This window comes from Desulfoconvexum algidum, assembly GCF_055382125.1.
The window spans coordinates 301,451-322,034 of sequence record NZ_AP042394.1; the positions used below are offsets into that span (position 1 = coordinate 301,451).

Annotated in this window: 14 protein-coding genes; 1 reads left to right on the forward strand and 13 read right to left on the reverse strand. The window is 48.5% G+C overall.

Features of this window, described 5'->3' with window-relative positions:
• Positions 1 to 108: 108 nt before the first annotated feature.
• The 10 genes from ACZ45G_RS01350 to ACZ45G_RS01395 form a co-directional block, all read right to left on the reverse strand.
• The gene (locus ACZ45G_RS01350) at positions 109 to 930 is read right to left on the reverse strand and encodes a potassium channel family protein (protein WP_464174815.1); all 822 of its coding nucleotides are present in this window, start codon (positions 928 to 930) and stop codon (positions 109 to 111) included.
• 223 nt (positions 931 to 1,153) lie between these two features.
• Positions 1,154 to 2,122, reverse strand: coding sequence for an MBL fold metallo-hydrolase (locus ACZ45G_RS01355; RefSeq protein ID WP_464174816.1), 969 nt, complete (start codon positions 2,120 to 2,122; stop codon positions 1,154 to 1,156).
• Positions 2,112 to 3,353 carry an MFS transporter gene (locus ACZ45G_RS01360; RefSeq protein WP_464174817.1) on the reverse strand — a complete coding sequence of 414 codons (1,242 nt, stop codon included), beginning with the start codon at positions 3,351 to 3,353 and terminating at the stop codon, positions 2,112 to 2,114. The genes ACZ45G_RS01355 and ACZ45G_RS01360 overlap by 11 nt, the downstream gene beginning before the upstream one ends.
• Complete coding sequence (locus ACZ45G_RS01365; RefSeq protein ID WP_464174818.1) at positions 3,353 to 5,155, reverse strand: adenine deaminase C-terminal domain-containing protein; 1,803 nt, start codon at positions 5,153 to 5,155, stop codon at positions 3,353 to 3,355. The genes ACZ45G_RS01360 and ACZ45G_RS01365 overlap by 1 nt, the downstream gene beginning before the upstream one ends.
• A gap of 33 nt (positions 5,156 to 5,188) precedes the next feature.
• On the reverse strand, positions 5,189 to 6,676 hold the full coding sequence (locus tag ACZ45G_RS01370) for a YfcC family protein (RefSeq protein WP_464174819.1): 1,488 nt from the start codon (positions 6,674 to 6,676) through the stop codon (positions 5,189 to 5,191).
• A 36-nt stretch (positions 6,677 to 6,712) separates the two neighbouring features.
• Positions 6,713 to 8,209: a M20/M25/M40 family metallo-hydrolase gene (locus ACZ45G_RS01375; RefSeq protein WP_464174820.1), complete on the reverse strand. Its 1,497-nt coding sequence runs from the start codon at positions 8,207 to 8,209 to the stop codon at positions 6,713 to 6,715.
• Between the two features lie 135 nt (positions 8,210 to 8,344).
• Positions 8,345 to 10,927 carry an ATP-binding protein gene (locus ACZ45G_RS01380; RefSeq protein ID WP_464174821.1) on the reverse strand — a complete coding sequence of 861 codons (2,583 nt, stop codon included), beginning with the start codon at positions 10,925 to 10,927 and terminating at the stop codon, positions 8,345 to 8,347.
• 198 nt (positions 10,928 to 11,125) lie between these two features.
• Positions 11,126 to 12,256 carry a MinD/ParA family protein gene (locus ACZ45G_RS01385; RefSeq protein WP_464174822.1) on the reverse strand — a complete coding sequence of 377 codons (1,131 nt, stop codon included), beginning with the start codon at positions 12,254 to 12,256 and terminating at the stop codon, positions 11,126 to 11,128.
• Between the two features lie 14 nt (positions 12,257 to 12,270).
• Entirely contained in the window at positions 12,271 to 13,545 is a 1,275-nt protein-coding gene (locus ACZ45G_RS01390; protein WP_464174823.1) for a GspE/PulE/PilB domain-containing protein, read from the reverse strand.
• 59 nt (positions 13,546 to 13,604) lie between these two features.
• Complete coding sequence (locus tag ACZ45G_RS01395) at positions 13,605 to 14,693, reverse strand: response regulator (RefSeq protein WP_464174824.1); 1,089 nt, start codon at positions 14,691 to 14,693, stop codon at positions 13,605 to 13,607.
• Positions 14,694 to 14,974: 281 nt separating this feature from the next.
• Between ACZ45G_RS01395 and ACZ45G_RS01400 the strand changes: the two genes are divergently transcribed.
• On the forward strand, positions 14,975 to 15,532 hold the full coding sequence (locus ACZ45G_RS01400) for a DJ-1 family glyoxalase III (RefSeq protein ID WP_464174825.1): 558 nt from the start codon (positions 14,975 to 14,977) through the stop codon (positions 15,530 to 15,532).
• Between the two features lie 2 nt (positions 15,533 to 15,534).
• Here the strand turns inward: ACZ45G_RS01400 and ACZ45G_RS01405 are convergent, their stop codons facing one another.
• Genes ACZ45G_RS01405 through ACZ45G_RS01415 form a run of 3 tightly spaced genes read right to left on the reverse strand, consistent with a single transcriptional unit; the run spans position 15,535 to position 20,510 of the window.
• Positions 15,535 to 18,576 (reverse strand): efflux RND transporter permease subunit, encoded by a 3,042-nt coding sequence (locus tag ACZ45G_RS01405; RefSeq protein ID WP_464174826.1) that lies wholly within the window; start codon positions 18,574 to 18,576, stop codon positions 15,535 to 15,537.
• Between the two features lie 3 nt (positions 18,577 to 18,579).
• The gene (locus ACZ45G_RS01410; RefSeq protein ID WP_464174827.1) at positions 18,580 to 19,920 is read right to left on the reverse strand and encodes an efflux RND transporter periplasmic adaptor subunit; all 1,341 of its coding nucleotides are present in this window, start codon (positions 19,918 to 19,920) and stop codon (positions 18,580 to 18,582) included.
• Positions 19,917 to 20,510 carry a TetR/AcrR family transcriptional regulator gene (locus tag ACZ45G_RS01415; protein ID WP_464174828.1) on the reverse strand — a complete coding sequence of 198 codons (594 nt, stop codon included), beginning with the start codon at positions 20,508 to 20,510 and terminating at the stop codon, positions 19,917 to 19,919. Before ACZ45G_RS01415 ends, ACZ45G_RS01410 begins: the two co-directional genes overlap by 4 nt.
• Positions 20,511 to 20,584: the final 74 nt, after the last annotated feature.

The window sequence follows — 20,584 nt, forward strand, 5'->3', positions numbered from 1 at the left end:
CCCTGCTCTGGGAATAATGATTGACCATTGGAAATTGTCTTTGCCTGTCAGCGCACTTAACGAAATGGCTGGCAGGAGAGATGGTGTTCTCTCCAGCTTAAATCGATTTTAATCCAGGACAACGGGATTGGCATCGGGGTTAAAGGGATTTTTCCTTGCTGCAAGGGAAAACAGATAGGCGTATTGTTCCTTTAAGTGTTCAAGATAATCAAGCCATTGAAGTGCCAGTCGTTTATACGCACGGTTGAAATCCCCTGAAAGATGCCGGATATCCGATTCAGGCAGGCTTTCAAAACTTTCCCTTGAGTTCAGTTCATCCATAAGGTGAAATAAGGCCAGCAAGGTTTCGCTGAACCCTTCATTTTCAATGAGTACTGGGTTTTCAATGAGATCAATTAAAAATTGTCTTTTCTCCATGAAAAAATTGCAAAAGCCCTTTAGCTGGGAAGGATCCACCGATAGATCATAGGCATGTGTTGCCAGGGTGTTTTTGGCATTTTTAAACTCTTTTTTTCCCCATTTCGTGTCCATGAGAAGCATGGGTCTCAGGAGGGCTATGTTTTTGTCCTGGTGTGAGAAACGATTGATGAGACCATATCCGATTTCGCTGAAGAAGGTTCCCAGGACCATGTTTACTTTTTTCATCCGGGTGGTTGTTTCCCGTTTAACCATGAGAAGTTCCGTGGCATTGGCAATGACACCCAAAAAAGTTGCCCCCCCCATCATGATGAGAAAAACAGCAAATAGCTGGCCTTGAGGGGTTGTGGGATGAATATCTCCATAGCCCACAGTGGACATGGTCACGATGTTGTAATAAATGGCCTCTGCAAAGGTCAGCTTGAGAAGCTTCATAAATCCCAGTGTGCCCACAAGGGTGAGCACTAGGAATAAAAACAGAAAAATTTTCAGTCTTCTTTTGGTATCAGCCATCTCTTTCTCCTTCTTTGTTAAACAAATATGAGATAAAAAAGCGTACCAGAACTTTTGCCGAAATGAAAGGTTCCTTCCCTGATATAGGTTCAAAGTTGTTTATCCTTTTTATTTGTTATCGGGAAGAGAAAAAAGATATCCTTGATGAATTTCTGAAAAGTGAAGACTTTAAGGAGGGCATCCAGTCTTTTCTTGAGAGAAGAGATGCTGATTTTAAAGGGGTTTAAAATTTTATAGTGGTGACGCTTTCCCCCAGGGACTTTTCCCACCAGGGGGAGCCCAGCGTCTGGCCCTGTGTCTGGGCATATAGGGCAATGGTTTCTCCCGCCATCGGGGTGGCAATGGGTATCTGATTTGACTGGGCTGCACGGGTCAGCCGCTGCATGGGTTCATACCAGGGATGCAGGGCCAGGTTGAAGGTTCCCCAGTGAATGGGGTGCAATAGGTTTCCTTTCAAATCCTTATGGGCCTGGACCGTCTCTTCCGGGAACATGTGAACCTTGTGCCAGCGCTTGTTGTAAGCACCGCATTCAATAAAGGTGATGTCAAATGGGCCACAGGCGTCTCCGATGGTTTTAAATCCGTCAAAATATCCGGAATCTCCGCTGAAAAAGAGGGTGTGATCAGGGGAGGCAATAACCCAGGATGCCCAGAGGGCTTTGTTCCGATCCCCCAAGGTCCGGCCGGAGAAATGCTGGGCAGGGGTGGCGGTTATTAACAGGTATTCATCAAACGCATAGGATTCCCACCAGGCAAGTTCAATGATTTTACTATCCGGGATTCCCCAGGTGGCAAGGTGTTTGCCGACCCCCAGGGGAGTGACAAATTTTTGGGTGATATTTTTTAACAGGCGTATGGAATATTTATTCAAGTGATCATAGTGGTCATGGGAGATAATCACCAGATCAATATCAGGAAGGGTTGCCGGGTCGATGGGAAGCCTGCCGTTAAACCGGGTCGGGCCCACAAGGGATACTTTTTTTTCAAATACCGGGTCTGTTAAGACCCTATACCCGTCTATATTGATCATCAAAGAGGAATGACCCAGCCAGGTGCTGTTCAATTGGTGGTGGCCCGGGGTTTTAAAATGGGACAGGTCAACGGGCCTAACCGGTAATTTCCAATCGGGTGTCCTGTCGTTTTTATCAAAAAGAAATTGCCAGGCGGAGGAGATATGTTTTTTAAAGGTCATGTTCAGCGCTCTGGATAAGGGGTTTAAGGGATGTCGCTAACATTAAGGCAAGGGTGCATAAAACTGCCAGAATCATAAAGACCATTTTATAACTTGCGCTCAGGTCAAAAATATATCCCGCCATAAATGGGCCGATGGCCCCTCCGATGGTGCTGCAAAATATGACAATTCCAAAGAGAAGGCCATGGGCTTTTGTCCCGAAAAATTTAGCGATCAGGGGGGAGACCAGGGAGAAAAATCCGCCGTGGGCAAACCCGTACACAGCAGCAAACAGATAGAACATCCCCAGGGTTTGTACCGCCTGCAAAAAGACAAGGGAGGAGAGTAAACACAGAAGGCAGATCAACAGGGCTGATTTTTCACCAATTTTATCAGCTGCCCCGCCCATCAAAAACCGGCCCGCAATGCTGACGCCGCCTATGGTTGATAAAATGCCGGCGGAAAAGCCCGACGGGATGCCAAGGTCAATGGCATGCTGAACAATGTGTATAAGAATGGTATATACACAAAAAAGAATAATAAAATAGATGAAACAAATTGTCCATAATTGCCGGGTGGCAATGGCCTCTTGAAAGGTTAATCCCTCTTCTGATTTGTTTTTTGCCTGGGCTGTCCCCTGGATTTTATTGTCAATGAATTGTGATTTCAAGATTGGATCCCGAACCAGAAACTGGGCAAAGAATAAAACAGAGAGGGTGATCATAAACGCCAGCACCATAAAGGCTATTCGCCACCCATACTGCTGTATCAGCCAGGTGATGAAAAAGGGCATGGTGAGCATGCCGACCCCTGTCCCGACTTTGATGATGCCGCTCATCATCCCCCGGTTTTTCTTAAACCACCTGGATACGGTGGATAGGGGGATAACGTCAATGCCGCCAAGGCCGATACCGGTAATCAACCCATAGAAAAGATACAGTTGCCAGGCTTGGTGAAGTGTTGCCATCAGAAAAAACCCAAGGCCTAGGAAGACACCGCATCCACTCATGATGACCCGGGGGCCGAATTTGTCGTTCAGGTTTCCCAGAACCATGCTGGAAGATCCGTGGACTAAAAATCCCAGGGAGGCAGCTCCTGAAATGGTGGCCCGTGACCATCCAAACTCCTTGATCAAGGGATCAAAGAATACGCCGAAACTATTGCTGATACCCCAGACAAAGGCCTGGATGAAAAATCCGGATAAAATAATAATGTAGCCATAGAAAAAAGGGCTTTTTTGATGCTCAGCCATTATGATTTGCCCGTTGCTTGATCGGGAAACAGGCCTTGTGTCCTGCCATCTTTAAGATTCACCAGCCCTTGTTCACAGATGCGCAGATAGGGGATAGCCGCCCCGGTCAGGGTGGTAAGAGTCAGCACTGGATCTGGAAAATCAACCCCGAGTTCTGCCATGATTGTTTTGATTTGTTCCATGTGATCGGCTATCTCTTCAACGGGCAGCTCGGATATGATGCCAAAAACAGGCAATGCCATCTCGTGGCGGATTTTGTTGTTTTCGCAGATCACAATTCCCCCCTGGAGATCATGGATTCGATTGACTGCCAGGGCCATGTCCGCTCCATTGGTGCCCACAACAATGATGCAGGCGGTGTCCCAGGCAGCGCTGCAGGCCATTGCACCGGATATCAGGTTGAACCCTTTGATGAGGCCGGTAAAACTCTTTCCGGGGGTATGGGCCCGGTCCACGGCGGTTATCTTTACCAGATTTGTTTTAAGGTTCTCCTTGAGTTCGCCGTTCACCACCTCTACCTCTTCAATGATTTCCCGGGTGACAAGGTCGGTCACCATCTCAATGATTCTCATTTTGTTTTTTGGGGCATCATTCTCGAGCTTAATTCTGAAATCATCTGGGGTTAATTTTCTGGGGAGGGTCACGGTGTTGAGGCTTTCATGGGTGTAGGAATGGTGCCGGGGGCTAACGGACAATTGGCCGTTTTCAGCAATGACGCACCCATTGCTGATGACCGTTTCTGCCCGGATGGTCCAGGGATCAGGGATGATGACCATGTCCGCCATTTTTCCCGGGGCAATACTGCCAATGGCATGGTCCAGCCCAAAATGTTCGGCCACGTTCAGGGTGGCCATTTGCACGGCTGCGATGGGATTAAATCCATAGTCAATGGCCTTTTGCACCAGGTATTCCATGTATCCCAGGTCCAGGAGATCGGCAGGGGAAATCCCGTCGGTGGCCAGGATGAGCCGTCGAAGGCTGACGCCCTGGTCCTTGATCGCTGAAATGGCTTCCAGGTCCCGGCGGATGCTGCCTTCCCTTGCCATTACATAAATTCCCATGCGTAATCTTTCCAAGGTCTCTTCTGCGGTGGTGGGCTCGTGGCAGGAAGAAATTCCCAGGGCCGCATAGGCAGACAATTTGTTCCCCCGGGCACCGGCAGAATGGCCTTCAAGATGTTTTCCGTGTCCCAGAACCGTTTCAAAATTGGCCAGGAATCGGTCTGGATTTTGAAATACAGACTGCCAATAGGACTCTCCCATGCCCAGGATATCTTCCCGGGCCATGAGTCGCTCCATGATTTTTGGGGGGACCCCCAGGCAGGAGTTGCTGATGGACCCCATGCCCGGGGCTGTGGCCAGCAGTTTAATGGGCTGGTCCTTTAAGGAGGCCAGAAAATCCATCACCCCGTCAACCCCTGCCACGGGAAAGACTTCCATGGATTCGGTAATGATAGTGGTGGTACCGCCCTTCATGGCGTGGTTTAAAAATTCGGGAATGCTCAGCCACAGGGCCAGGTGGGTATGCCCATCTATAAGGCCTGGGATCAGGGTGCTTCCCTTTGCATCCATCACCCTTGTCCCAGGGCCGATGGTGTGGGTTGCATCCGGGCCTGTCAGGGCAATACGCCTTCCTTTTATGGCGACGCAATAATTGTCCAGGATTTCGCTGGTATAGACGTTCATCAGACGCCCGTTGATCACAACCAGGTCTGCCTTTTCTTTGCCCAGGGCGACCTGGCTCAGTTCTTTCATTTCCCGGGCCGTTAATTTGAGTTGCGGCTTGTTTTTGTCCCTGTTCATCTCTTGTGTCCTTGTGAAAATGAGTTCTGTCTTCTAAAAGGGGCCAAACCCCATTGCCACGGCTATCATGAGAAATATCATGGAAATAAGCACAATGCCCACCTGAACCTTCCAGGTCCAGCGCATCCATTTGGGATAGGAAACCACGGTAAAGCTTAGACCAATGAGCAGCAGGGCATTGGTGGGGAAAACCATGTTGGAGAATCCGTCTCCCAGGTCAAAGGCAAAGACGGCTGTCTGCCGGGTCAGTCCCACCAGATCGGCCAGGGGGGCAATGATGGGCATGACCAGAAAAGCCTTGGCCGAGGCCGATGAGATAAAAAAGTTCAGGGCCAGGGTCAGCAGATAAATATAAAAGCCGGCCTGATAGGGGTTGGTTCCCTGAATCGTTTCCGAAGCATAAAAGAGGATGGTGTCCATGACATGGCCCCGGGTCATGATATGGGGGACACTCATGGCAAGGAGGATCAGCACAATGCCCGGCAGCATATTATTGGCCCCCGAGCCCAGCACCTTAAATAAGCGTTTCCAGGAGTATCCTACAATACGTCCGGCACCGGCACCGCCGATGAGAAAAAGAAGGGCAACCGTGGGGAAGGCGGCATCGGACGGCAGGGCGGGTACAAGACCTGCCAACACCATGAAAACAACGGCGATTCCCATACAGACGCCAAACCAGATGGCAGCCTTTACCTTGCACGGATCGCTTGCCTGGTGGTTGCCTAAAATTTTTTCAGCGCTGAACCGTTCCCGGATCCTGTTGTCTGCTTCATAAACCGGTGAGAGGGTGGGGTCTTGTTCAATTTTCCGGGCATAGCGGCTCACAAAGGTATAGCACAGGAGATAGATGACTATGAAAAAAATGATCCGAAACCAGGCCCCTGAAAAAAGGGGGAGGCCGGACAATTCCTGGGCCACGGCAATGGTAAAGGGGTTGGTCACGGCAGCAGAAAACCCAAAGGTCAGGGCCAGCATACTCATGCCCAATCCGGTCAGAGAATCCCATCCCAATGCCAGGGACAGGGGCACAATGATGACAATCAGTGGCACCAGGGCTTCATAGACTCCCACAAAGGCCGCAAGAAACATCATGACAAAGATGATGACCCCCATGAGGCGGTACTTGTTATCCTTAAAGCGTTTTACGGTACCGGCCAGCAGCTCCTGCATGATCCCTCCCTTTTCCAGAACCGTAAAGGAGCCGCCCAGAAAAATCATGAACAAAGAGAGCACCAGGATCATGAGCCAATTGTCCCCCCAGATTACCTCAATGGGGGCGGTGAACCACCGCCAGGCGGGAAAGACCGCCTCTTCCAGGTATTGAAAGGAGCCTGCCACAACTGCCATCCTGCCGTCAATGACAACCCGTTCATAGGCCCCGGCCGGAATCCACCGGGTTAAAAAACCTGAAAAAATGATCAGGACCATTAAAATACTCAGGGCCGTGAGAAAGGGTTTGAGTCCGATTCTGAGCATGGAATCTTCCGGTGAGGTCTGCAGGTCTGTTGGATGGTCCGCCATGGTGTATCCTCTTTGTTTAGAATCGTTTAGGGTTGCTTAGAGTTGGGAAAAGAGCTGAAGGTAAAATTTTAATCCATTTTCCAGGTTTTCAAGGGAGACGCGTTCATTCACCCCGTGGATGGTGGCAATATCTTCAGGTCTCAGCACCAGGGGGGTGAACCGTAAAATTTGGTCGGTGAGCTCCCGGTAATATTTGGAATCGGTGGATCCATTGACCAGAAAGGGAACAGCAATGGTGTCCGGATGGGTGCTGGCCAGGACTTTTTGGATCAGCTGGAAGCCCGTTCCTTTGGGATCGCTTGCCGTTATTGGATTGTTGGCCGGCCAGTTTCCTGCATCCGCAAAGGTTAAAGCCTTGTCCTTGAGAACCTGTTTGTGCCGTTTTTGCAGTTGATCAATGGTGTCTCCGGGAAGGATCCGGTGATTGACCAGGCAGGAGGCTTCTCCCGGCAGGATATTTTCCTGCTCTCCTGAATTAAATACCGTGACGGCCTGGGTGGTTCGGATCAGGCTGTCCGTGGTCTTGTTTTTGGAAAAAATATAACGGATTAAAGGGGAAAAGAGCCAGAGATTGGCAAAGATAACGCCAAGGGCAGGGGAAACATGGGGAACAAATCGTTCCAGCATATTTCGCATCACCGGATCAAGGCGGCTGGGGAACCTTGTCTTTTCCAGGCGGACAATGCCCCGGGCCAGACGGCCGATGGCCGTGCCTTCCCTTTCGGGCATGGAAGAATGACCGCTCTTTCCAGGTGTTGTGATTTTAAAGGTCACCATTCCCTTTTCCGCCAGCCCGATCAATGCCGCCGGCTGCCCCTTGAGAAAGGCCAGTTGATCCCGGGCAATCACGGCGCCTTCATCCATAATAAATTCAAAGGACAGGCCCCGTTCTTTGAAAATACTAGCCATGTTCCTTGCCCCTTCTGTCCCGGCAATTTCTTCATCCCCGCCAAAGGCAAAATAAATATCTCTGTCCGGTTGCCATCCCCGGGTCAGAAGGAGTTCTGCTGTTTCCATCTGAAAGGCGAGCTGGGACTTGATGTCCAGCGTTCCCCTTCCCCAGAGAATCCCTTCCTTTATCTTTCCGCTGAAGGGGGGCTCTGTCCAGGCTTCATCTCCTTTTTCCTCTGCCGGCACCACATCGTAATGGGCCAAAAAGAGCACCGGCTGCCGGTCAGAGTTTTTGCCTTTCCAATGATAGACAAGTCCAAAATTTCCATGGACTTCCTGCGTAAGTGTCGCATGTACCCGTGGATAAAGGGTGATTAATTCTTCCTGGAACCGGGAAAAAAGAGCGAGATCCCGTTTGCTGCGATTGGTCCAGGAGACCGTGGGAATTTGAATCAACCGGGCAAGGCGCTGGGCAAACCCGGTGATGTCAACCAGGGAATCGGTCGGATGTTTCTGATCCCCGAGGGCAGAATCCAAGGGTTTATACTGCTTTTTCATTGAAAGATACCGGAAAACAAGGGTCAGGATCAGACCGACTGCTGCCAGGAGCAAGAGTGCCGAAATTAAGGAGTTGGGCATCATATTAAAAGTCCCCTTGGGTTAGGATAAGTCTGAGCTATAAGACAGGATCCTGGTTCTTGTCAAGAGACACAAGAAAAAACCAATGAACAATGGTCATGGTTTATCCCATGTAACCCGAGGGTGAAAAACTCGAAATCAAAGTGCCGTATTTTCAAACAGTTGGTTTATGCCGTTTAAATAATCTATATTTCTACAAGGTTTTGACAGATGATCAATATATAAATCTTTTTTCTTTAAGTCTTTAATAGACTCCAAAAATTCTATGTTACCGGAAATAAAAAGTATTGGAATACTTTTATTTTTTTTCCGGACATGATGATATATGTCCATACCGTTAAATTTTCCTGGAAGAACATAGTCCAAACTTATTAAATCATATTTATTTCTATTCATTAAATCTAAGGCAACCTGACCGTTACTGGCGATATCTACTTTATGATTGCAAGGTTTATGTGTCAGTATATTATACTGGACACCTGAAATATCCTGCTCGTCTTCAACAATAAGGATATACTTTTCAAAAGGGATATTCTCTTTTTTAACCTCTTGAATTTCTTCATTTGTTAATTCTTTTTTAGTAAGCGGCAAGTTTATAGTGACCTTTGTACCCTTTTGAAATTCGGAATGGATTGAAATGCTGCCCTTATGCTGTTCAATATATTTTTTCACATTTGACATGCCATAGCCGGTTCCCTTAATATCTGGTTTATACATACCGGTTATATCTTTACTGCCTTTAAGGGTAAAGGAAGGCTCATAAATTTCACCGAGAAAATCTGGAGGGATGCCGCATCCGTTATCTTCAATTTCTATAAAAACGAATTCCCCCTGAGGATATGTATGAACAATAATTTCCGGTCGCTCAGTAAGGCTTACGGCATGAATTGAATTTTGAAGAAGATTTACCATTGCATGTTCGATCATGCCCGAATCAGCAAGGAGTTCAGGTATGTTGTGGCTGTATCGCCTCATCACATTTATATTTTCCAAATCTTTTTTTAAGAGATTTAAAACAAGGTCCATTTTTTCATCAATTGAAAAGAATTCCTGTTTGGGTTCCTGGTCCTTGGCAAAGGCTACAAGGTTCCTTGTCAAATTTTTCCCACGAATGGTCTGATTATAAATCAATTCCAGTGTCTTTTTTGTCTGGTCATCCGGACAGTCAATCAGGGCAAGTTCACTGTTGCCCATTATAATGCCCAAAATATTGTTAAAATCATGAGCCATTTTACCTGCTATCTGTCCAACCAAAGCTAATTTTTTTTGTTCACTTGCAACTTTTTGAGCATCTATTTTTTCTTTTTCTGCTTTTTTAAGTTCAGTAATATCATGAACAACAACCCTTGAACCTATCAATTTTTCATTTTTATAAATATAATCATTGTTCAAAACAACACACAATTTCTGGCCATTTTTTTTTATAATGTTGTATTCAAACGTGTCAGAAAAATTTTTTTCAGCAGAAAATATTTCAAGTCTTCTAATGTATATTTTTTGACTGTCTTCGGTTAAAAGATCAAGGGGATTCATGGTTAAAAATTCATTTTCTGAGTAACCAGAATTTTTGCACATAATCTCATTTACATTAATGAATTTATTTTTTATAAAATCGATTTCATAAATTCCTGCCGGGACATTATTGAATAGATGTTTGTATTTTTTTTCACTTTCTCGAAGCGTCCTCTGGTTCATATTCAAAGCATCAGCCATGTCATAAAAAGCCTTGGTTAGTGTCCCCAGTTCACCGGGATTGACTATCCGTTCGCTAGGAGCGTCAAGATCCCCCAGTGACAATTTGTGTGTCAAAGCAACAAGACTTTGTACCGGGGCAATCACCATTTTTTTGGCGACCACCCATGCGATGATAAGAGACAGAACCGTGGTCAGGAGCATCAACAGCAAGTTTCTGATCAAAGCAGCCCTGGCAGGCCCAAGGACGTAGTCTTCAGGGATACCGACCCACACATATAGATAAGGAATCTCTTCTTGATCAAGGCGAATTTTCTCATAGGAAAATATTCGACCTATACCGTCTGATCCAGTACCAAAAAATATTCCATAATCCCCACCTTTATTGGCAATGTCCCAGGAAGAGGCTTTAATTGGCTTGCCAATCGGATTGGTATTTTTTTGAATGGGATGGTAAAATATTCGGATTCCCTTATAGTCAGTTACGGCTACAAAAGATTTTTCGGGTAGTGTTGAGACGTCATAGAAGTGGGAAAAAACATCTAATTGGATTACAGCCGTCAGAACCGCCTTGAGCCTGGCTTCTTTGTCAAAAACTGGAAATGCAAACGAAAATGCTGGAGTTGAGGTTCCTATCCTGGTTTGAATATATTCTCCAACTGCAAATTTTTTTCTATCTATTGCTTCCATAATATGTTTGCGATCCGCTATATTTGTTCGGGTAAAAGTTTTACCCGAAGCGATGACCTCCCCTTTGAGATCAACTAACGCAATATTATTATAGTTTGGATTATGCTCCAGGATAGACTTTAGAATAGCAGTGCTTTTAACTGAATCCATGTCTTGAATTGAGGGCAATATAGATAGAACAGAAAGAATTTGCATCGTAGACAGGGTAATATTTTTTTGAGATTCAGCCATGGTGCGGGTCAGAAGCAATACATCAGATTTGGCATCTTTGATGAGATGCTGCCTTAGCTCTACGCCGGAATATAAAAGTATGGCGAGGCAAGGAATAACTGCAAACAATATCAGTAGAGCCACTTTATTACTAATTGATTTTAAGTTGAATTTTTTCAGATCTTGCTCTCTAAGTATCAGGTATCGACCATGTTTGGATGCATGGAATTTACGTTACATTAAAAATCGGTATAACGCAAAAAAAATCTACGGAGACATGCTATAACGCAAAAATTTTTCGTACATTTAAAATGGAAAGAGGGGGGATCAAGCCTCATTTTGTTTTTTTTTCTTATAAGCTTCAAAGTCGAGGGGAATTATGGGTGGCAGTTGTGGCGCTATTGGGTCATTTTCGGGATCCACGGGGGCGGCATTGCCATTGGTTTGTTCTGTTTGAGAACGCCGAAATTCTTTGAATTCAGCAGACATATCGGTGATGACGGTGGTCAATTGATTTAATGATGCCAATACCTGAATTGACAGGGAATTGTCCCCTGTAGAAACAGGCGCTTTCGACGGAGGTGGCTGGGGAGAGTTTTGAACTGCGTCCGGGGCCTTGGCCGGTTTTGTTTTTTCCCTTTTAGGGAGTTTTAAGCGGGTCCCTGCAACTTCCATGTACTTTTCCCAAAATTTTTCAAATGCAATGTCACTTGTACCGGCACCTGGATTGTCGAGCAGAAAACCAGCCAGTTGCTCAATGCTGGCAGCTGCACGTGACGAAGGATACAGCAAGGTGAAAGGACGCTGCCGGGTGACCGCTGCGGACACGGTTTCATCAGCGGGAAGGCAGCCGGCATAGGAAATTTCGATGGGAAGATATTGTTTTACCGTTTGGTTGAATTTATCGAATACGGCTCTGGCAAAGCGTTCGTTTTTCGCCTTGTTCATGACCACCTTCACTGGATCGCGGTAGCCGTTCAAGGAAAGCACCTTCAACAGCGAGTAGCCGTCGGTCAGCGACGTGGGTTCGGAAGTCACCACCAGGAGCACCTCTTGGGAAGCCATGCAAAAGGAAAGGACATCCCTGGATATACCGGCCGAAGTATCAAAGAACAGGACATCGTAGTCTTCCAGACAGGAGAAGGATTCGATCAGTTGGGACACACCCTCTGGCGTCATGGCAGCCAATTTTTCCACACCGGTACCACCGGGAATGATGTCTACGCCGCAGGTATCGTGGATCAGAATATCCGAGATGCGTTTCTCCCCGTTCACCACTTCCTCCAGCGTATGCTCCGGATGAATTCCCATCAAAATATTGATGTTGCCCAACCCAAGATCCGCATCAAAAATGCAGGGCCTTAATCCTGCCCTTGCAAACTGAACCGCCAGATTTACGCAGATATTGGTTTTGCCAACCCCGCCTTTTCCGCTGGTAACGGTGATTACCCGTTTCATTCCTTCCTTCCTTTTTATAGTACCGGCGCCGCAAAGAGTTCTGACTTCCACCCTTTAACGATACATCGAAATTGGACGCCGGAGCAACCGTAAGTGTTGCAGATTGTATTGAAATTTTCTTCAATAAATTCGATGAACCAGGTTTCTTCCTGGGGAATATTTTCATCCCCTCCTGCCAATTCTATCTGGGGTTTGTAGGCCTGGTATAACGATTTGATCTGTGCGTGTTGATTTTTCAGATGATCGATCACCACCACGACTTCGTCTGAATTTTGCTGCCCGGAAAGAAATCGGTTGACAGGTCTGGGCAGCACCTCTCCGTAAAGCAGGGCGTATAGCTGTTCAAATTTTTCATCGGTGATCAGCACACAGGTCATCTGAATTTTCGGATAGCGAGATTTCAACCCTTGCATGCTCCAGATCCTGGCCGGATTGGACACGCCAAGGGTCAGGTTGTCACCATTCCAGAAAAGGGGGAGAATTTGATGCTCACAGGCATAGCGTTGGCCGATGATATTACGCAGATCGACTTTTTGTTTTTCATAGTAAATATATCCATCAAGTTTTTGGAACGGGGTGTTGTACTGAATGGAAAGGGCAAAGTAGAGCTGGTCTAAAGCCACCCATTTATTTTCCAGTAGTATTTTACCAAGGGCCTTATGGGCGTCGGACTGTAATGCAAGGGCTTTTTCAAGATCCGCCTCGTGAATCATGTCCTGCTGTAAAAGGATCTGCCCCAGCTTCAGGTCGCGGCTGAACCTGCGGAAGGCGTGATTCAATTCGGACAGGGTGACGCGGTTCTGTTCATATAGGATCTCACAAGTTGATTTTTTGTAATTCTTGAGCTTTATCGCCGATTCCAGATCGCCCTCCTGGATCAACCGGTGTTTGATGGCCTGTTTGGCAAGAAGAAGGGTGTCCAACTGCTCGTAAACCAATTCTTTTCGATCCGTATCTGAAAAATATCCTTTTGTGAATAAAAGCTGGCTTAGGCGACGACCGAGCTGCTTGACCTTCCTTTGGCATTCCTCCAGTTGATCCTGGGAGATCATTGCCTTTTCAACTGCCCGTTTTCCGATCTGCATCTGCATTGACGGAAGGGATAGGAGTTTCATCAATTGGTTTTGGGTTACTTTTTTTTGGCCCAGGAGAATAAACCCCAATTGTTTTTTAGATTGCTCGATATGGGTCTTCCGGATGCCCTGGGCTTCAGCCATCTCTTGGGAGGATACGAATCCTTCGGCCACCAGGAGTTCCTCGATTTTCAGGCGCGCCGTTTTGTCTTCCATCCCCTAGGACCTCTCTGCTGAAATATACAGGTTTTCAAAAAATAAGTTCCGAACTTTTGTCATTTATTCGCCTCCGCTTCGTCCTGCCTGCGGGCCGCTTCAACCAGAATATACATGAGGGGGCGATTGATTTCAGTGCGCCTCTCAGGGTCTGCATGGGTGACCTCAAGGGTTGCATCCTCCCAGTTTATGATGTCATAGGCGGCATCCTCGTTTTTACTTTCCCCTGTTTCAGCTCCAATCAACTGGCCTTTCCGGAAAAACAAAAATCCGAATCTGTCGGCGGATCGTACCTGGATGGTGCATGTTTTTTCTTCCATTTCGATCATCTGGAGAAAGGCCGTTGTGCTGAATCCTTCGATTTCCCCTTTTGGATCGGATCGCAGGTGGTTCCAGATTTCCGTCAGAACTATCGGTATCTCCAGTGGTTTTTCAAAAATGGCACCCAGATTGATATCGGGCACCGAAGCCTGGAATTCAGATGCTGGATGCCAGGTCATCAAAAACAAGACTATATTCGGCTCACGTCTGTGAATGGCCTTTAAAAACTGGATAACGTCCATGTCCGGTATGCTCAGGTCTACTGCGATCACATGTATTTTTATGAATTTTATGAGTTCAAGGGCTATCTTGCCGTTTTCGGCCGTGAGCACATCGTACTGGCCCGTGGCTTTCACTGCTGCTGCAAACACACTTAATACTTCCGGATCATCATCGACAATTAGTATTTTATGTCCGTGGGAAGATGCAGCATCAGATGTCTTGGCCCAATGGCGATTTTGGTGGTATTGTTCGACCCCTTCCTGCAGCGCTTTTTTAAGCACATGGTGCTTGCAGGGCTTGATCAGGAACCTGAAGATTTTACCCCCGTTCAGGGCCTTGAGAGAAGCATCCAGTTTGCCATGGCTGGTAAGCATGACAATTACGCTGTCGGGGTCTATCTTTTTTGCCTTTTCCACAAACTGGAATCCGTTCATCCCAACCATGTTGAGGCCAGTGATTATAACGGTGTAGGGGCCCTTCCCTGCCACTGCGTTGAGTCCCTCCCTGCCGCCTTGGGCGATATCAATATCAAATATTTTATTCAGGCGTCGTTGCGTGAGCTTCATTAAGGCGAGATCTTCGCCAACAAACAACATTTTATCCATCTGATCGGTAAACCCCGTATAAAACTGGTTCCGGCACCTTGAGTTAGCTGGATTGACTCTGGGTGACGGTGACATTAAAACTTATATCAATAATGTGTTTCCTATACCATGCCATGGAAGATAGTAAAATGTTTTTTGTTGGAGGCGTTTAATAAAAAGTTGACCAAGGCTTTATTCGCTTGTGATGGCCCTGCATGAATTTTCCCAACGGATTGACTTCAGGCAAAGTCCCTGTTAATTTTAATGGTTTTCTTTTTTAACCTTAAAAAAAGGAGCAGATCATGGAAAAAAAAGTTCTTGTCCCTGTGGCCCAGGGCACGGAGGAGATGGAGGCCATAATCATCATTGACGTTCTCCGGCGGGCAGGTGCGAAGGTGGTTGTTGCGTCTGTGGACAAACTTTATATCAAAGCCTCGAGGGGAATTGAGTTTAAGGCAGACCGATTGATCAAAGATTGTATGGATGATTCTTTTGATCTGATTGTCCTTCCCGGCGGAATTCCCGGGGCTCAAAATCTTCGGGACTCAAAAGAGCTTGAAACCCTTCTTAAACGACAGGCAGCCCAGCAAAAATTTTACGGGGCGATTTGTGCTTCTCCAGCAGTGGTATTGCACCACCATGGTCTGGTTACCCCGGGAAAAGTGACCTGCCATCCTGGATTTGTGGACCTGATCGACAAGGGAAATATTGTTGAACAGAATGTGGTGATAGACAACAATTGCATCACCAGTCGGGGGGCCGGAACTGCTTGTGATTTCGCACTTACCCTGGTTGAACTTCTCTATTCCCGGGAAAAGAAAAAACAGGTGGCCCAGGGGCTTGCCCTGGTGATTGACTGATTTTACAACCTCATTTCATCTCTGGATATTTTGAAAAATAGAGAATAAAAGACAGGCACCACAACCAGGGTCAGTGCCGTGGCGACCAAAAGCCCGCCCATGATGGTGGCGGCCATGGAAGCGAAAAACGGATGGAACAGCAAGGGGGCCATCCCCAGGATGGTGGTGCCGGCTGCCATGGTCACCGGCCTCAGACGGCTGATCGTGGCATCCAGGACAGCCTGATACCGGGTTTTTCCAGCGTTTACTTCCTCGGAAACCTGGTCTAAAAGAACAATGGCATTTTTCACCAGCATGCCGGTGAGTCCTAGAAACCCCAGGATGGACATGAATCCAAAGGGCAGAGAAAAGGTCAGCAATCCCAGGGTGACCCCCACAAAGGAAAAGGGGATGCATAAAAATATGATGACAGCTTCCCTGAGCCCATTGAACAGACAGACTACCAGGACAAACATTCCCAGGAGGCAGACCGGGAAAAGGGCCTTGATCGAAGCCTGGCCCTTGGCGCTCTGTTCTGATTCTCCGCCCCATTCAAGGGAAACGCCAGGGGGCAGTTTGATGGCTTCAAGCAGCGGACGGACTTTCGCCTCCAGATCAGATGCCTGACCCCAGGCCTGGTCACACTGAACTGTGATGGTGGGCATGCGGCTGCGCCGTTTCACCAGGGGCAGCTCCTGGGCCAGTTCCAGTTTTTCCACCACCTGCTCCACCGGCACATAGCGATTCAAGGGCTTGCTGAACACCTGGATCTGCTGAAACTGATCCACATTAGCCCGTTCCCCTGGCAACGGTCGGGACACAATGGGGATGAGTTCATCACTCTCCCGGTAGAGGCCCACGGTAAGGCCGGAAAAATTCCAGTTAAAGGCCTGGGCGACATCTGCACGGGTAATGCCGGTTCTGCGGCCCTGGGTTTCGGTAAACACAGGTTTTAATACTTTAACCGGCTGGCGCCAGTCATCGCGTATATTGACGGCCTGATCAAGGGAATGAAGCCTCTTTTTGGCCTGGTCCGCCACCTGCCTGAGCTGATCAATATCCGGTCCCCGAAACCTTGCCTCTACGGCATATGGGACCGGAGGACCTTCTTTAAACCGCTGGGCCTTGAATTCAGAATCGGGAAATTCCTTGGCAATATAGGCCTGAATTTTGGGGATGAGATCTGATACTGAATGGTAATCATCCACCTGGACCAGCAACTGTCCGTAACTGGTATTGGGGGGCTGGTAATGGTAATTGAGCACAAAGCGAAGGGACCCTTCCCCTATAAAGGAAGTGACCTGTTCAACAGTGTCCAGGGATTGGATGTATTGGCCGATTTTTAAGATGTCCGCTTCCACCTCTTTAATATGGGTGCCCTGGACCCTCCAATAGTCCACAAAAAACTGGTTTCGTGTGGATTCGGGAAAAAAATACTTGGGCACGGCCCTGAACCCCACCACGGATCCTGCCAAAACCAGGCACAAGACCACCAGGGTGATGACCCGCCGCTGGATACAGCCATGGAGAAATTGTCTGAACCGTTTATAAAAGGGGCGGTCATAGGGATCCGTTTTTGTGTCAGCGGGCAGTTTAAGCCATCGGATACACATCACCGGGGTAATGGTCAGGGCAAAGACCCAGCTTAGGGACAGGGAAATGGCCATGACATAAAAAAGGCTCCGGCAAAATTCTCCAGAAGCGCTGGGATTCAGGCCCACGGGTACAAAGGCTAAAATGGCCACCAGGGTCGCTCCCAGCAAGGGCCACATGGTGGAAGAGATTGCTGTCTGGGCCGCTTCGGATTTGGAATCCCCCCGGGCCATGCGAACCAGGTAGACATCGGTGACCACAATGGCATTGTCCACTAAAATTCCCAGGGCAAGCACCAGGGCGCCCAGGGAAATCAGCTGCAGGGTAATGTCCATGAGGAACATCCCCACAAAGGTGCCCAGGATGGTGAGCACCAGCACTGTGCCGATGAGCAGTCCGGATCGAAGCCCCATGAAAAAAAGGAGTAAAAGAACGACAATGGCCACGGCCTCGGCCAGGTTGACCATGAATTCATCCAGAGACTGGGTAACCCTTGCGGCCTGGAAATTGATGATATCCACCTGCAACCCCTGGGGTTTCATGGATTCCAAAGAGGCGATCTTGTCCATGACAGCAGCCCCCATGCGGACCACATTCCCTCCTTTCTCCGTTGACACGCCAAGGCCCACGGCCTGGTTCCCGTTATACAGCATCTTGTTACTGCCCGGTTCCCGGTACCCCCTGAAGACCCGGGCAATATCCCCCAGCCTGAAAAGTTTGCCCCCAAGACCTGCGATGTAAAGATCGGCAATTGCCTTTTCTCCGGACAGATCACCCGTGGGACTGAACCGGATGTATTCCGGGCCGTGTTTCACCTTGCCGGCCGGGGTGATCAGGTTTTGGGATGCCAGGGTGCCAAAGATCTGGTCCGGGGAAATCCCCAGCTGGGAAAGCCGTGATCTGGAAAATTCCACATAGACCACCTCGGTCTGATCCCCCCAGATATCTATTTTGGCCACCTCATCCACTAGAAGCAGCTCTTTTTTCAGATATTTGGCATAGTCCTTGAGTTCCCGGGTGGAAAACCCCTCTCCAGAGATGGCAAAATACACTCCGTACACATCCCCAAAATCATCTTTAACCCTGGCAGGCCCAGCTCCTGGAGGCAGGTAAGCATTGATGTCATTGACCTTTCGACGCAGTTCATCCCAGATCTGGGGGATCTGGGTGCCGTCAAACTCAGGCTTGATTTCCACATAGACAATAGAGAGTCCTTCCTGGGAAATGGACTTCACATAATCCAGTTGCCCCAGGCTCTGAACCGCCTGTTCAATTTTGTTGGTTACCTCTTTTTCCACTTCCAGAGCCGAGGCCCCGGCATAGGGGGTCAGGACCATGGCGGTCTTGATGGTGAAATCCGGATAGGCCAGCCGGCCCAGTTTCTGGTAGGTAATAAGTCCTGCTCCTGCGATAAGTATCGAGAGGAGGACCCAGATCAACCTTGTATTTAAAATAGCCTTTGCAAATTTCAAGGGTTATTGCGCTCCCTGTTGTTCCGGAGTTTCAAAGGTCAGTGCTTCTCCCTGGCGGATAAAGGCGCTGCCCTGGGCTACCACCAGGTCTGATTTGGACAGCCCTGTCACCATGACCTGGGTACCCTTTGCCAGGGCCTCAAAGGTGATGGCCCGGCGAAGGGCTTTCCCTGTCTCGGGATCCACGATAAAGACATGGGCTGAGTTGCCGGCGACGCCTAAAAGGCTTTGGAGGGGAATGGCAAGGCCCTGGGATTGGGAGGAAGTTGCGCCCATCGAAAGTCTTATTTCAGCGGTCATCCCCGGAAAAATAACATCCCCGGGGCCGGGCGCAACGGTAAACACAAATTCATAGGTGCCGGTCGCCTGGTCTGCCCGGCTGCTAAATTGTGACAACCTGGCCTTAAATTCACGGTTTTTATGGGTAAGAAACAGGGCCGTATACCGGATGCTGGGGCTTCGGTCCATGAAAAGTCCCACCTGATTTTCCGGCACTGCAACCGGGATTTCCAGGAGCGAAATATCATCCAGGGTCATGACTGGCTCTCCCTGGCGGACCATTTCATGCTTCTGGGGCAGCCGCTGGGTCACCACTCCGTTAAAGGGGGCCAAGAGCCGGGTATCGTCCAGCTGGTCCCGTGCAATGTCAAGGCGGATCCTGAGCTCTTCAATACTGGCCCTGGCCGCCGTGATATCTTCTCGCCTGGCGCCGCTCTTGTCCCTAGCCAGCTGCTGTTCCAGAGAAGCGACCTTGGCCCCAAGACCCTGGACACTTGTTTTGGCCCGGTCATAGGATTGCTCGGTCACGGCCTGTTTTTTGTACAGGATGTCATAGCGTTCCAGTTCTTTTCTGGCCAGACTAAGATCGGCCCTGGCCGCGGTAAGGGAGGACTCTATAATACGGAGGTCTTCCTGCCTGGCGCCGGCTTTCATCTTTAATAAATTGGCCTGGGCCGAGGCAAGTTTGCTTTCCATGATTTTTACCTGGTGCCGGTAATCCCGGTCATCCAGCTCCAGAAGCAAGGTCCCTTTTTTTACTGGGTCCCCCGGGTTGGCATAGATTCCTACCAGCGGACCTGACACCCGGAAAAACAAGGTTGCCTTTTGGCTGGCCCGGGCTCGTCCGGGAAGGGTAATGGCGGTTCCGCCTGTAATCGAATCGGGATGGACCACTCCCACGGTTCTGGCCTGTTTTTCCAATCCTTTGGATTGGGCTGCATCCGTTGTTCCTGTGGCGGCTGACACCAGATGGGTTTTTACCAGCCCTGTCTGCCATGCCAGGCCGGCAGCCAGGCAAAGCAGAATACTTAAGGCCCCAATGCCCCACCCTCTATTTTTCTTCATTGATTTATTTCCTCTTTTTTATTTAACCAGGTCAGGGTATCTCTTGTACCGTGACCTGTTAGAAATGTTCTCAGAAGCAACCAGGGAGCCTGTTTGGAAGCGATATCCCCGCTTTCCACCTTTTCCCAGGCACAAAAAATAAGGCTGTCAAGACTGGCTACCAGCCAGACCAAAGGGATTTCAGGGCTGACAACCCCCTCATCTTTCAGCGCCTGGGCAAGCTTTCTCGCCTGGGCCAGATGCCGAAGATAGCTGGCCTTGACCCGGGGTTCAGCTTCTTTGGACGGGTGATCAAAATAGGCAGACACATTGAGGCTGGCCCCAAGGGGAACCAACCGTGTCACAATATTGACCAATTTGTCCCTTGCCGGCAGTTGGCTTTCCAGAATCGGCTTGATCACTGCTTGGAGTTCTTCTCCGGCCGCCAGTTTTATGGCATTGATAAGATCTGCCCTGGACGTAAAATAACGATACAGGGTGGCTCGCCCCACCCCGGCAGCCCGGGCAATCTCATCTATCCCCGCATTGACATTTTGTGCCAAACACTCAATGGACAGTTTAATAATTCGTTCCTTTGTGTCCTGGCTCATACTTTCCCCCAATATAAACAAACTCACATGATACTTTTGTGTCTCATGTGAGATGTAAAAATACAGCATTTTAT